Genomic DNA, 13545 nt, shown 5'->3' on the forward strand with positions numbered 1-13545 from the left:
CGAGGCTTCTGATTGGGCCGACCACGCCCAGGCGATTTTTGCACCTTCCTCGATCGCGCCCGCCGCGCCTGCCAACGGTGAAAGCGCGCCTCGCCCTCCTTCACGGTTTTCAGCGAACGGCGAATTTCCGGCGCGAGTTCACCTGCCCTATGGCCAGTCGCGGATACGACCCGCAACTTGAGCCAAGGCCGCTTGGAGCGATCAAGTGAAACGGCCACGACCTCAGCGGTGACATTTCGTTCTCCATACCACATGCGATCTGCACCATAAACGTATTCTCGAAATGAAATAATAGACACAGCAAGCTTTCAATCATGTAATGCCTCATGATCTCAAACAGCACGCATCACTGTCCATATTAAAATGAATTTTATAAATAGAGACAATGAACCATTCATGTGGTACATTAATATTATAGAGTTCAGGGCAATACTGTTGGCTGGCCCGGCCTAAACCGATAACCACGGAAGGCGCCACCTCGATTGAGGTCTTTGAGCAGGGGCCGGTGTGGGGACGATGAGGTAGGACAACCGACCGGGACGAGCACTGCCGGTTTACCAAGAGGTGCGATCAAAAGAGGAGAGCCATGTCCAGCGAGCGACAACTCTCCGGGTTCGATTAGGTCAAAGAGAAAGCGGCCGATCGAACTTGCTTCATTCCCACGATGATAACCGATCGGGGACCGAAAGGTCCCAGGGCACGCTGTTCATGCAGGTCAACCGGGCGACCACCTGCCGCGCTATAGACGCGCACGCGGCGAGCTATCTCCGTCAGACCTACCAATTGCATGTCTGCCTATGTCCCTCCCTCCATGTCACCCAACTCCCTACCGAAAGGGGCGAGTATAAGCGGCGGCTTGGAGGGGGGGGATAAGCTATGCGTCTCCCAAACCATTGCATGGAGTTATGGGGCTGCCGCCTGTGTTTGAATATTGATTTTCGTATTCGTCGATGGCCGGAAGAACGAACGCCAGTGAGTTCCCGGCCAATCGACAGGTGGGCGCGCCAGCGGACGCCTCATAAACATGAGTCGATCTGATCTCCCATGCCTGCTCCCCGATAAATATTACATCGGACAGGAGATACTGCATGCGATATCACGAGTTCAGCGGCAAGGACCCGCTTCAGACATCAGGCTTCAAGGAAACGTTCCCGCCTACGAAGGCGGAACGCTTGCCACGCTGGCAAGGCATCACCCGCTTTCTCGACAGAGACGCTGGTCAGTCCGATAATTGCTCTCGTCAGCCGTGCGATGTGCCAGGGCTGCTTTCATGAAAAGAAGGCGCCTCTTGATGAGCTTCTGTGACTTCAAGCGCATCGAAACCTGGGTTGAGCAAAACTCCTCTCCGGGGAAGACCATATGGTCGCTGGTCAAGGGATGGGCGGTCCAGATCAGTTTCGACCCTGAAACTGCTGGTGCCCCACTATTTCGACTGGCCACAACATCGCCATGGGTGGTGCTCGACGACCACACCTTCGGCATCTGGGAATCAGCCGCTCCCGGACTTGATCCTGAACAGGAAATCGCCCTCGCGCATGAACTGATCGAACAGATTTGCGCAGATCAGCGATGCGAGATCGACCTGGGTGTAGAGGTGGAGTTCGCATTTCCCCACGCCGGTATGATGTCGGCGTTCGAAAAGGCCTTCCTGGGATGAGGTCGTCACCCCGCAGGGAGGGCAACCCCACGTCGCTACACACGCAACGCTCAGTTTTCGATAGCTGGAGCGCGACCGTCGCATTTGATTCCGCCGACGACGCTGCCCATTTCGCGATAGCGGCGGTCGGATGGTCGAGATGGCGCGCCGAGGATCACATTGTGCTTCTATCCACACGCGGCCGCGATCGTGTCGATCACGATGCGGAAACTGCATCTCTTCGACGCCGCCTCGATCAGCTTCACCTCCTCGATCGTTGCAACATCAGCGCTGGACTCGTCGTCGATTTGGTCAGCCAAAATCCGCGAGAGTGATCGCACCCGGCGTGACATTTGCCAGCAGCACTGCGCAATCAGCGTTTGCGCCCCCGTTGCTGCCATAGAAAAGGTAGGTGTCGGCTCCCACGCCGATCACCGCAACTTCCTGGCTGCCGAACCGATCGTCGAACAGTTGCTGTGCCAGCGTTGCCGCCGAGGAAAGGCTGGACTGGCTCGCACCGGTAAGAACTGCGAGCGGCGTGTATCCAACCGACAGGCGATCGGCGCCATCAGTGAAATCGGTGATTCGATCAGTGTTGGTCGCCAAGGAGCTTTGCGCGCTGAACTGGAAAAGATCGGTGCCAGCGCCGCCGGTTAAGGTGTCGGTGCCGAGGTCGCCGCTCAAAACATCATTTCCACTACCACCATTCAGGAGATCGCCACCTTGCCCACCTCGCAGGAGATCATTGCCGGTGCCGCCGTCAAGGGTGTCATTGCCGAGATTGCCGTTGATGGAGTCGTTGCCCTCGCCGCCGACGATGGCGTCATTGTCCCTGCCGCCCTGGATTCGATCTGATCCGTCACCGCCATCCAGACTGTCGTTTCCGGCGTTGCCCTGGATGTAATCTGACCCCGCGTCTCCGCTAATGGTATCGCCGCTGTCATCGCCACCGGTGGCCAGTCGGCCGTAGAGGTGGTCGTTGCCGTCTCCACCGTTGAGTATGTCGGCTCCATCGTCTCCGAACAGATTGTCGTGACCAGCGCCACCCATCAGGGTGTCGTTTCCAATACCGCCATCTATGGCGTCGTTGCCGCTGCGGCCATCCATCAGGACGCCTGAAGTGCCGCCGGATTCAAAGAAGCCAAAATATCCGAAATCAACATCGAAGGGGGTTGTCTGGTTGTACACGGACAGGATGTTATCGCTGCCGTCCCCAAGCACTTGAGAAGCATTGTTTTTTGGAACCACGACGACGTTTTGGAAGTCAATTACGTTGTAACTGAACCCGCCCAGCGTTGCGGTTTGAGCCTGAAGATCGACGCTGAAGCTAAGCGCCCCCACGGTACCACTATTGCCAATAGCGAGCGTGTCGTTGCCAGAACCGGCATTCAACTGGGCGGAAGTGTTCAGTGCGCTGTTGGAGCCACTGGGCACCTGCAAGTAAAATCTGTCGTTTCCTCCTTGGAGGAAAATATCAGCGTTGCCGAACCCATAGACGAGATCATCCCCCCGACCGGTGGAAACCCTCAAGAAGGGCGTTGGGCTGTCCACGTGAATCTGGAGGCCCCGTCCATACGGGTTATTCAGATTGGGTATGTCGAGTATGACCTCTTCAACGTTGGCGATCGTAACGATGTGACCGCTGCCTCCCGCGTCGGCGCTCACCTGTAGTGCGGGCAGGCCAGCGTAACCGTTGGTGAAGAAATAGCGCTGGTCGTTCGCAGGGACGTTGGATGCATCGACGATGTCGTAGCCATCCCCACCGTCGATCAACCCGCCGGAAGGGTAAGAACCGTCGTTCGGGCGGGTTGGTGCATCGAACCGGATGATATCGTTGCCGCCACCACCATAGATGGAGTCTGCGCCCTTTCCGTAGAACAGCAGGTCATTCCCGCCCAGGCCGTTGATCACATCGTCCTGATCCGCTCCGGAGAGAAAATCATTGCCGCTCGTTCCGTTAATTGTCGCCACGAAGCCCCCAAATTCCTAATACTTGCCATCTTAACCGATACCGCTTAAGTGGATAAGCGATACCGGTTATAGGTGTCAACGCTGGGAATTTCACTGCGGGGACTGGATGCGAGAAAGCGATACCGCTATCCCGAAGTTCGTGACGAAGCCGAAGGTATTTTTTGAGGCGATACATTTGCGGCTTCGTGGTGGAACGAAGGCGCGGGTCGATGCCTTGCGCGGCTCGATGCGCCAGGGCGATTTCGTACGGCTATTAATCGAGGAAGCCTTAGAGCGCCGCGAAAAGGAAGCCCGCAAGTCGCCAGTCAAACGCGAAGGTTAGTTCGCCGCCCGCCCCTGACTATATCACGAGCCTGAGCCTGGGCTTCGTAGGACCATCCTCGGTCAGATCATACATCTTCAAGAACTCGCGCTCGTGCAGAGGCACAAGGCGACTCAAATCCGACAGGGAGAATCCCAGGTCGGAGAGGTGAGCCTTGATGATCGCTTTGAGTACAGTCGGTTGCTCGTGCGGGAAGTCCAATTCGGATGGTTCCCTCAGGCGCCAACCTCGCGAACTGATCTGTTGCCAAAGATAGCGATTCTGATTGTCGGTCAGATAGCCGAGCGCCTTCGCGCGCATCAGCAATGCCTGCATAGCGACGCGCCATTCGGGCTTGAGCGCGGCAAGTAGTTCCATTGTAATGCGCCGCCCGGCGAACGCTTCTCGCAACTCTCGTTCCGGTAGGAGGAGGGCTGATGCGAAAGCGTTCGCTTCCTCCTCCATGTCAGGCGTCGGAAAGCGGTGCATCACGAGGTGGCCAAGCTCGTGAGCCAGGGTGAACCGCATGCGATCGGCCGGGTGGTTCCTATTCAACAACACCAGCGGAGGCTGTCCTGGCACTCGGAAGGTCATCCCGCTGATCGATGCGCCGCTAAAGTCGGAAGTCCCGACTATGACCCCCGAGCGCTCAACCAAGCCCGTGAGGTTTTTAACCGGCCCGGAAGTCACGCCCCAATGCGCCCTGACCACTCCGGCGATCCGTTCGGGGGAGCCATATTGCTCCACCTCCAACGAGGGAAGCTCACTGGTCGGCGCATACTCGACGGCATCCAAAAAGCGCCGCACCTGCATGACCCGCAGATTCATCTCCGACACTACCATATCGAGATCACGAGCTGAGATGTCCGCCTTGGCGCGCAGCATCGGATGAACGCTCACCGGAGGCCCATAAACGGGATCGCGAAGGTCAAAGAATTCGCGCGGGAGATCGTAAACTGATGCCGCCTTGTGCAGGAAGGCATCATCCGGCTCAACTGGTCCGTTCTCGAAACGAGACAGCACGGGCTGAGCGACGCCGAGCCGGGAAGCAGCGGCCTTCTGCGTGAATCCCAATCGCTGCCGCGCGAGGCGCAGCATGTCTCCGACCGTAGACATAATTCCTACTTCGTTTCGGGCTTGGCCTGCGGCTTCGCCTTCGGCTTGACCAGATCGCTCGTATCCAGGCCATCACCGGAATGATCGTCCGGGCCGACCGGGGCCAACGGCGTGATCGCATCGCCACCCGCTTCCCCTACGATTTCGTATTCCCACAGCAGGCGGTCTCCGTCGCGGGCGACAACGAGCACACGCTCGACCTTGGTCCAGATCGTATTCGGTTCCCAGATGAGTTCGATCTTGGCAGTTTCCGGCGGGAGGCCCGGCAACGTCCGATCCGCATCCATGAAGGCCATGGCCGCCTGCGTCGGGATGTTGCAACCGAGCCCGTCGTCCCCTGCCTTTTTGAAGCGGGCAACGACGCCATTGATCACGAATTTTGCGGTCTGGGCCTCTGTTTTCACGAAGACCTTGTCCTCGGCTCCTAACGAAGGGATCGCCCGCCGAAGGATGGCATCAAAGATGTCGTTCGAGTTCGTCCGCGAGTAGAGATTGGGAGCGTAACCCTGGGAAATGCGATAGCCCTGCATATCGCGCCATTCGGCGAACCCGTCGATCACGCACGCATGAATTTTGCCATGATAGGGCGCCAGAGCGCCACGGACAGCATCGATATCAGCGGCCATTTTGATCTCCCAGGCTCGATCGTAGCGACCATATGCTGGATTTTTGCAAAATCAATTCAAAATATACAGAAACGTTGCAGGGTGCGACCGCAACTGCTGCTTCCCAAACCGGATCGTTCCGATCCGCTCGTGGAATCCGCTGACCCGCCGACCGGCTCTTGGCTGCCCGAAATGACGCCTCTAAGGTGCGGCCATGAATCCAGTTGAGATCGAAGAAGCCGTATCCCAGCTTGCGCTTGACCCGTTTGATCGGGCCGAGTTTCCGTTCCAGTTCTTACGGGCTTTTGGCAATCCCGAGACGACCATCAAGCGACTGCGCGCGGGCTCGACCAATCAGTCTGATCTGGGCGGCGTGCTCCAGCGCACCAACATTCATATCGCGACCTGTGACGCCGGGGAGGTCGAAGCGACCCTCGGACTGCTTCGCGACAGCCCGAGAACGGCGTCCGCTAAGGCCAAGTTCATCCTGGCCAGCGACGGGGATTCCTTCCAGGCCGAGGACCGGACCAGTGGCGAGACGATAGCGTGCCGTTATGCCGATTTCCCCGACCATTTCGGTTTCTTCCTGCCGCTGGCAGGCATCACCACGGTTGAGCAAATTCGGGAAAGCTCGTTCGACATCCGGGCAACCGGCCGCCTCAACAAGCTATATATCGAGCTTCTGAAGGACAATCCGGACTGGGCGAAGGCCGAGCGCCGCCCGGACATGAACCACTTCATGGCGCGACTGATCTTCTGCTTCTTTGCCGAGGATACAGATATCTTCGTCGGCGAAGGGCTGTTCACCAAAACCGTCGAGCAGATGAGCGCGCGAGACTCATCGAACACGCACACGGTCATCAGCGAGATTTTCCGCTCGATGGACACAAAGATCGCCGACCGTCAGACGGCGGGCATACCGCGCTACGCCAACCAGTTCCCCTATGTGAATGGGCAGCTTTTCAGCGGCAGCACTGAGGTGCCGCGTTTCTCCAAGATCGCCCGTTCCTATCTCAACCACATCGGCAACCTGAACTGGAAGAAGATCAACCCGGACATCTTCGGGTCGATGATTCAGGCCGTCGCCGACGATGAGGAGCGCGGTGCGCTCGGGATGCACTACACCAGCGTGCCGAACATCTTGAAAGTGCTGAACCCGCTGTTTCTCGATGATCTGCGCGGGAAGCTGGACGAGGCTGGCGACAACGGTCGCAAGCTGCTCAATCTGCGCAATCGCATCGCGCGGATTAGGGTGTTCGATCCGGCGTGCGGTTCGGGCAACTTCCTCGTGATCGCTTACAAGCAGATGCGAGAGATTGAGGCCACGATCAACAGGCGGCGCGGCGAACCTGATCGCCGCAGCGACATTCCGCTTACCAACTTTCGCGGCATTGAGGTGCGAGACTTTCCGGCCGAGATTGCGCGGCTCGCGTTGATCATAGCGGAATATCAGTGCGACGTGCTTTATCGCGGCCAAAAGGAGGCACTGGCTGAGTTCCTGCCGCTCGATTCGGAAAACTGGATTACCTGTGGCAACGCGCTGAGGCTGGATTGGCTGAGCATCTGTCCCCCGACTGGCACTGGCGTGAAGATGAGGGGTGATGACTTATTCGAGATGCCATTAGACGGGTCGGAAGTTAGTTTCGCTAATGAGGGTGGCGAGACTTATATCTGTGGGAATCCACCCTATAGAGGAAGTAAGTGGCAATCCGATACGCAGAAAGCTGACCTTGCTGCGGCGTGGTCCAAACATCCTCAATTGGCCAAGACGACTGACTTCGTTTCGGGATGGATTGCGAAATTTCTCGATTTTGTATCCGGCGTCCCTGATGCGGTCGCCGCGTTTGTGACAACCAATAGTTTATGCCAAGGGCAGCAAGCGTCGGAGATATGGCCCGTTGTTTTTAGTCAAAACGTGGAAATCCGATTTGCAAACACCGCCTTTAAGTGGAGTAATTTGGCCAGCCACAATGCAGGGGTAACCGTCATTGTCGTTGCTTTGGCGCAATCTTCATCAGTTACCAAACGGATTTATGGAGAGGGCACGGCGCAGGAATGCACTGTAATCGGTCCATACTTAACCGCAAACCAAAGTGATGTTGTTCAGAAGCAGAAGAGTCCAATTGGCCAGCAGGCGCCAATGCTGTTCGGCAACATGCCGAGAGATGGAGGGCACTTCTTCCTTGACCCAGGCGACGCTGCTCGACTTCTGGAGGCTCCCGCGACACAGAAGTTTGTTAAGCGGTTTGTAGGCTCTGAGGAATTGATCAACGGCAAATATCGCTTTTGCCTGTGGATCGACGATGAGGATGCTGATGCTGCGGCAAGCGACCCATTCATCGCAGCACGTCTACAGGCGGTGGCCGAGAACAGATTGGGGTCGAATGCCCAATCTACACGAGATTTCGCGGAACAGCCGCACCGGTTTGTTCAACGAGTGGGAATGGCGAAATCTCGAACCATAGCCGTTCCTGGTGTTTCATCAGAAAATAGGCCCTACTTGCCATGTGGCCTGCTCGAACCAGACCGCGTCATATCGAACAAGAATTTCGGAATATTCGACGCCCCGCTGTGGAATATGGCGCTGGTCGCGTCGAGACTTCATTGGGTATGGATCGGCACGGTGTGCGTCCGTCTTGAAATGCGATTTTCCTACTCAAATACACTTGGTTGGAACACTTTTCCGATACCCAAGCTGACTGAGCAAAATCTCGCTGATCTAACTCGATGTGCCGAGGAAATTCTACTCTGCCGTGAAGCACATTTTCCGGCGACCATCGCTGATCTCTACGATCCGGAGAGCATGCCCGATGACCTCCGCCGTGCCCATGACGCAAATGACGAAGTGCTCGAACGCATCTACATCGGCCGCCGTTTCCGCAACGACACCGAGCGGTTGGAGAAGCTGTTCGAGCTATACACGAAGATGACGGCTAAAATCGGCAGGGGACAAGCCGCGTGACAACTACCAAACCCATTCCGGCAGTCTCCTTCCAGACGGCCCGCACAGGCGCCTCCGCCAAGCCTAACGCCATGGGTATGCGCGAGATGCAGGAGCGCGCCTACAACAAGCGGGGTGAGCAATATCTGCTGATCAAGTCGCCGCCCGCTTCGGGAAAATCGCGCGCGCTGATGTTCATCGCGCTCGACAAGCTCCACAATCAGGGGTTGAAGCAGGCGATCATTGTCGTCCCCGAGAAGTCGATCGGCGGCAGCTTCGCCGATGAGCCGCTATCCAAGTTCGGCTTCTGGGCCGACTGGACGGTGAAGCCGCAATGGAACCTCTGCAATGCGCCGGGGCCAGATGAAGAGCGCGTTGACCCGTCCAAGGTTCGTGCCGTCGGCCAGTTCCTCGCCAGCGATGATCGCGTGCTGGTCTGCACCCACGCTACCTTCCGCTTCGCGGTCGAGCAGCTTGGCGTCGAGGCATTCGACGACCGGTTGATCGCGGTGGATGAGTTCCACCATGTCTCGGCCAGCGCGGACAACCGGCTCGGTAGCCAGCTTGCCGAGTTCATCCGCCGCGACAAGGCGCACATCGTCGCGATGACCGGCAGCTACTTTCGTGGCGATGCCGTGCCCGTCCTCATGCCGGAGGATGAGGCACGGTTCGAGACCGTCACCTACACCTATTACGAACAATTGAACGGCTACGAGCATCTGAAGGCGCTCAACATCGGCTATTTCTTCTACTCCAACCGTTATCTCGACGCGATCGAGGCGGTTCTTGACCCGGCCAAGAAGACGATCGTCCACATCCCCTCGGTCAACGCGCGCGAGAGCACCAAGGACAAGATCAAGGAGGTTGAGGAGATAATGGAATACCTGGGGGAATGGCAGGGTGCCGATCCCAACACCGGATTCCATCACGTGATGCTGCCGGAGGGTCGGGTCATTAAGATCGCCGATCTGGTCGATGACAGCGATCCGGCGAAGCGGGCAAACGTGCTCGCAGCGCTGAAGGACCCCGCCCATCGCAACGACCGCGACAATGTAGATATCATCATCGCGCTCGGCATGGCGAAGGAAGGGTTCGACTGGATTTGGTGCGAGCATGCGCTGACCGTCGGCTATCGATCGAGCCTTACCGAAATCATCCAGATCATCGGTCGCGCCACGCGGGACGCACCGGGTAAGGAGATCGCCACCTTCACCAACCTGATCGCCGAACCCGACGCATCCGAGGCGGCGGTGGTTGGCGCCCTCAATGACACCCTCAAGGCCATAGCCGCGAGTCTTCTGATGGAGCAGGTGCTCGCGCCGAGGTTCACGTTTACCCCGAAAAACCGGGGGCCGATCGACGACTTCGATTACGGTCCTGGCGGCTATCAGGAGGGGAAGACGAACGTTGGCTTCAACGAGGAGCGGGGCCAGTTCCATTTCGAGATCAACGGCCTTGTCGAGCCGAAGAGCGACGAGGCTGTCCGCATCTGCCAGGAGGATTTGAACGAGGTCATTACCCAGTTCGTGCAGGACAAAACCGCCCTTGAACGCGGCATGTTCGACGAGGAAGTGGTGCCGGAAGAACTGACCCAGCTTCGGATGGGGAAGATCGTGCGCGACCGCTATCCCGAGTTGAGCGAGGACGACCAGGAAGCCGTCCGTCAGCATGCCATCGCCGCGCTCAACCTGACACAACGGGCGAAGAAGCTCGCTGGGGGAGAGGCTGTCGAGGGTGAAGAACCCAAGCTCAACACGGCGCTGATAGATGGCGTGCGCAAGTTCGCGACAGATGTGCGCGATCTCGACATCGACCTGATCGACAGCATCAACCCGTTCGAGGCTGCTTATGCGGTGTTGGCGAAGTCCATGAACGAGAACATCCTCAAGCAGGTGCAGGCGGTCATCTCGGCGCGGAAGGTGAAAATCTCCCCCGAGGAGGCTCGCGACCTTGCGGAGCGCGCTCTCCGGTTCAAGAAAGAGCGTGGACGCCTGCCCGACATCAACGCGCAGGACGCTTGGGAGAAGCGCCTCGCCGAAGGGGTTGCCGCCTTCGCCCGCTACCGCGCCGAGGCCGCTGCGAATGGCTGACCTCTCTGACGACGAATTGCTGGCGGAACTCGGTGTAGCGATCGAGCAACCCAAGGCCCGGACCTACACGCCCCGCGAGGAACGGATCATCGCCGGTTTCGAGGATATCGTGCGCTTCCACGAGGAGCACGGGCGCCCGCCGCAGCACGGCGAGGACCGTGACATCTTTGAGCGCCTGTATGCCGTCCGCCTCGACCGGCTCCGTGAACTTGACGAATGCCGCGACCTTCTCACCCCGCTCGACACGCTTGGCCTGTTGAACACCGCTCAGACGGTCGCGCCAGTGTCGGTCGAGGACATCGACGATGATGCTTTGCTTGCTGAGCTTGGAATTTCTGTCGAACCCGATGACGACGACATTCGCGTGCTGCGCCATGTGCCTTCCGCCGACGAACGCCGCGCGGCGGAAGAGATCGCGAACCGGGAGAAGTGCCAGGACTTCTCCCGGTTCAAGCCTCTCTTCGAGCAGGTCGAACGCGATCTTGAGACAGGTGTTCGCACGACGCGGCCATTCGTAAAAGACGCCGGATTCCTGAAGTCTGACATCACGAAGGGACAGTTCTTTATCCTCGGCGGTCAGATCGCCTATGTCGCGGACTTTGGTGAGTCCTTCCGTGCTCCAAACGGCGAAACCGATGCTCGCTTGCGGGTGGTCTATTCGAACGCAACCGAGAGCAACCTGCTTCTGCGCTCGCTGCAACGGGCGCTCTATAAAGATGAAGCTGGGCGGCGGATCACAGAATCTGAAGCTGGCCCCCTGTTTGCGGCGGCAGCCGAAGACGGCGATCTGGAAAGCGGCACAATCTATGTCCTACGCAGCAAATCCGATCACCCGACCATCGCCGCGCATCGTGACCTCATCCACAAGATTGGAGTCACCGGCGGGTCTGTTGAGGCCCGAATCTCCAATGCTGCGAGGGACGCGACCTATCTGTTCGCTGATGTTGAGGTCATCGCTACCTACAGCCTCTACAACATCAACCGGGCAAAGCTCGAAGCACTGATCCATCGAGTGTTCGCGACTGCCCAAGTCGATCTGACAATTCAGCTTGGTAGCCCGGTAAAGCCGCGCGAGTGGTTCCTCGCGCCGCTGGCGGTGATTGACGAGGCGGTGGCGCGCATTCGCGATGGAACCATCACCAACTACGTCTACGATCCAAAGCAGGCCGCACTTGTCGTCTGTTAGGTGTGATGCTCCATCGATGGGTCGTCGCCTTCACGCAGTAACTTTCGCTCCGGCGGGCAACTGCTTCGGCATTCCCCGGAGCAAGACTCCCCAATCGGCCTTGGCAGGAACCGGAATGGGGTCAGCACGCTCTTTTCCCAGATGACCGTCCAGTTCCTCGGCAAGGATAGCCGGGGGCATGTCGCCATAGCGTGTACGCCCCATGGATTGGGCAACCTGCTTCAAGGTGCGCGGACTGATGACTTCCAGCTTGTTCACATTGTCGGTGAACCAGTCGATGGCCTGAGCCTGCACGGCGAGCGAATTCGCCTGGACCAGCGGAAGGCCTCCGCTCCTGTTCCGGATGACGAAATCCCGCGTCAGGTGGGAAGTCAGTGCAAGGTAGATGCTCCACTCCCATAGCGCGAATGGGTCATCAGGAATGATCACTGGTCGTGAGCGGTTAAAGAGAGCATCCCGATCCGCAAGCAGGTTCTTGTCCCATCCCACATCGGAGCCAAGGTCCATATTGGTGGATACGACGATCGGGACATTCAGGTTGATCGGCACTGCAGCCTTCTCGCCCTCGACCTTCTCGACTCGGTAAAAGATATCCGGGGTAAGTGGGTCGGTAGCCTGCTTCAGAATCTCGAACATCGGCTTCGACCGGAAAATGATGTCGGCCTCTTCCATGATGAGCGGCCTGCGTCCGCCAGCGATCTTGAACTGGTCAAGTAGTTCGCCGACATTCCGTGGCCGGAAGCGCAACGGCTTGATGCCGCATGCGGCCCAAATCTCCTCCTGCTCTACAATGCTGTGCGTTTTCCCAACGCCGGGAGGTCCGCTCAGATAGACGGCGCGCAAGCCGACTCCTCCGCGAGTGCCAAGATCGCCGAGCTTGTACGTAGCGCTGGCCATGCGGCATGCGACGGCATTCTCGTCAGCAACCTTCAGCCAGTCTTCGACTGTTTGTCGTCCGTTACGTGATGATCCCATATCTCTGCCTTCGTCATTGATGGTCATTTCGGTTGGAGGGTAGCTACCCTTCATTTTCCCCCGTCCCCGTGAGGAGCGAGGTGGACAAATGGCCCGAGGGCCTGTGGTTTGATTGGATTGACCCCTCGTGGGGTGTCTTTCCTGATTGTGATCTCCGCGAGGAAGATCGATCGCCCGCTACGTGAGCGGACTTCCCTCACCACGAGGGTGGGGGCTGGACGGCCATCCGAAGCGCTCTATAGGGTCTTGACATTATCGTGTCAAGACCCTATAGCTATATGACACTATTGGAATATGCGATGCGATTGGGCGAGATTCTGAACCTGACCGGTGCCGGGAAGAAGACGCTGTATCGATGGATGGAGAAGCATCCGACCATCGATACGTCTGATCCGCACTCTTTACTGGGGCATCCTTTCCCTCGTCCCACCGGCAATGCAGGCCGGGCGGTGGTCTGGGATGAGAAAGCCGTCCACGATTGGTGGGAAGCCAACAGCACCACGGTAGGACGGCACCCGGAAAATGCCGAGGTGACCACCATGTCGTGGGAAAAATTTCGTAAGGCTATGTTGGAAAAGCCAGAAACGCAGGTTGACGACAATACAGGGGAAGAGGTGTTCATTGAGGACGACATGGCGCTCATCCAGCGCTTCGAACGCCAAGGTGACGAAGTTCGCCTCTGGTTCCGGAACGTGACCGATGCGGTGTTCTTCAAGTTGACGTA

At 58.0% G+C, this 13545-nt stretch carries 11 protein-coding genes; 7 read left to right on the forward strand and 4 right to left on the reverse strand.

Features of this window, described 5'->3' with window-relative positions:
- Both B5X82_RS26965 and B5X82_RS26555 read left to right on the forward strand, forming a co-directional pair.
- Positions 1-181 (forward strand): hypothetical protein (locus B5X82_RS26965; RefSeq protein ID WP_217699591.1); only part of this gene is annotated, 181 nt, incomplete at its 5' end.
- Between the two features lie 1110 nt (positions 182-1291).
- Positions 1292-1657 (forward strand): hypothetical protein, encoded by a 366-nt coding sequence (locus B5X82_RS26555; RefSeq protein WP_139385170.1) that lies wholly within the window; start codon positions 1292-1294, stop codon positions 1655-1657.
- Positions 1658-1948: 291 nt separating this feature from the next.
- Here the strand turns inward: B5X82_RS26555 and B5X82_RS27280 are convergent, their stop codons facing one another.
- Entirely contained in the window at positions 1949-3607 is a 1659-nt protein-coding gene (locus B5X82_RS27280; RefSeq protein WP_139385171.1) for a calcium-binding protein, read from the reverse strand.
- 106 nt (positions 3608-3713) lie between these two features.
- Between B5X82_RS27280 and B5X82_RS26565 the strand changes: the two genes are divergently transcribed.
- Entirely contained in the window at positions 3714-3929 is a 216-nt protein-coding gene (locus B5X82_RS26565) for a hypothetical protein (protein WP_139385172.1), read from the forward strand.
- An 18-nt stretch (positions 3930-3947) separates the two neighbouring features.
- On the opposite strand, the gene B5X82_RS25450 is transcribed toward B5X82_RS26565, so the two are convergent.
- Positions 3948-5006 carry an ImmA/IrrE family metallo-endopeptidase gene (locus B5X82_RS25450; protein WP_217699592.1) on the reverse strand — a complete coding sequence of 353 codons (1059 nt, stop codon included), beginning with the start codon at positions 5004-5006 and terminating at the stop codon, positions 3948-3950.
- 23 nt (positions 5007-5029) lie between these two features.
- The gene (locus B5X82_RS25455) at positions 5030-5650 is read right to left on the reverse strand and encodes a hypothetical protein (RefSeq protein WP_079651149.1); all 621 of its coding nucleotides are present in this window, start codon (positions 5648-5650) and stop codon (positions 5030-5032) included.
- 193 nt (positions 5651-5843) lie between these two features.
- Here B5X82_RS25455 and B5X82_RS25460 point away from each other — a divergent pair, with 193 nt between their 5' ends.
- From B5X82_RS25460 to B5X82_RS25470, 3 genes are read left to right on the forward strand one after another with little or no spacing between them, the layout of a single operon-like run.
- A complete protein-coding gene (locus B5X82_RS25460) occupies positions 5844-8591 on the forward strand; it encodes a class I SAM-dependent DNA methyltransferase (RefSeq protein ID WP_079651150.1) in 2748 nt (915 codons plus the stop codon).
- A complete protein-coding gene (locus B5X82_RS25465; RefSeq protein ID WP_079651151.1) occupies positions 8588-10660 on the forward strand; it encodes a pseudomurein-binding repeat-containing protein in 2073 nt (690 codons plus the stop codon). The genes B5X82_RS25460 and B5X82_RS25465 overlap by 4 nt, the downstream gene beginning before the upstream one ends.
- Positions 10653-11846, forward strand: a complete 1194-nt coding sequence (locus B5X82_RS25470) for a GIY-YIG nuclease family protein (RefSeq protein WP_079651152.1) — start codon at positions 10653-10655, stop codon at positions 11844-11846. Before B5X82_RS25465 ends, B5X82_RS25470 begins: the two co-directional genes overlap by 8 nt.
- A gap of 30 nt (positions 11847-11876) precedes the next feature.
- Here the strand turns inward: B5X82_RS25470 and B5X82_RS25475 are convergent, their stop codons facing one another.
- Positions 11877-12875, reverse strand: coding sequence for an AAA family ATPase (locus tag B5X82_RS25475; protein ID WP_139385173.1), 999 nt, complete (start codon positions 12873-12875; stop codon positions 11877-11879).
- Positions 12876-13120: 245 nt separating this feature from the next.
- Between B5X82_RS25475 and B5X82_RS25480 the strand changes: the two genes are divergently transcribed.
- Positions 13121-13545: helix-turn-helix transcriptional regulator (locus B5X82_RS25480; RefSeq protein ID WP_079651154.1), on the forward strand; the 425-nt coding region annotated here is incomplete at its 3' end.

Source organism: Rhizorhabdus histidinilytica (assembly GCF_900167915.1).
Classification (GTDB): domain Bacteria; phylum Pseudomonadota; class Alphaproteobacteria; order Sphingomonadales; family Sphingomonadaceae; genus Rhizorhabdus; species Rhizorhabdus histidinilytica.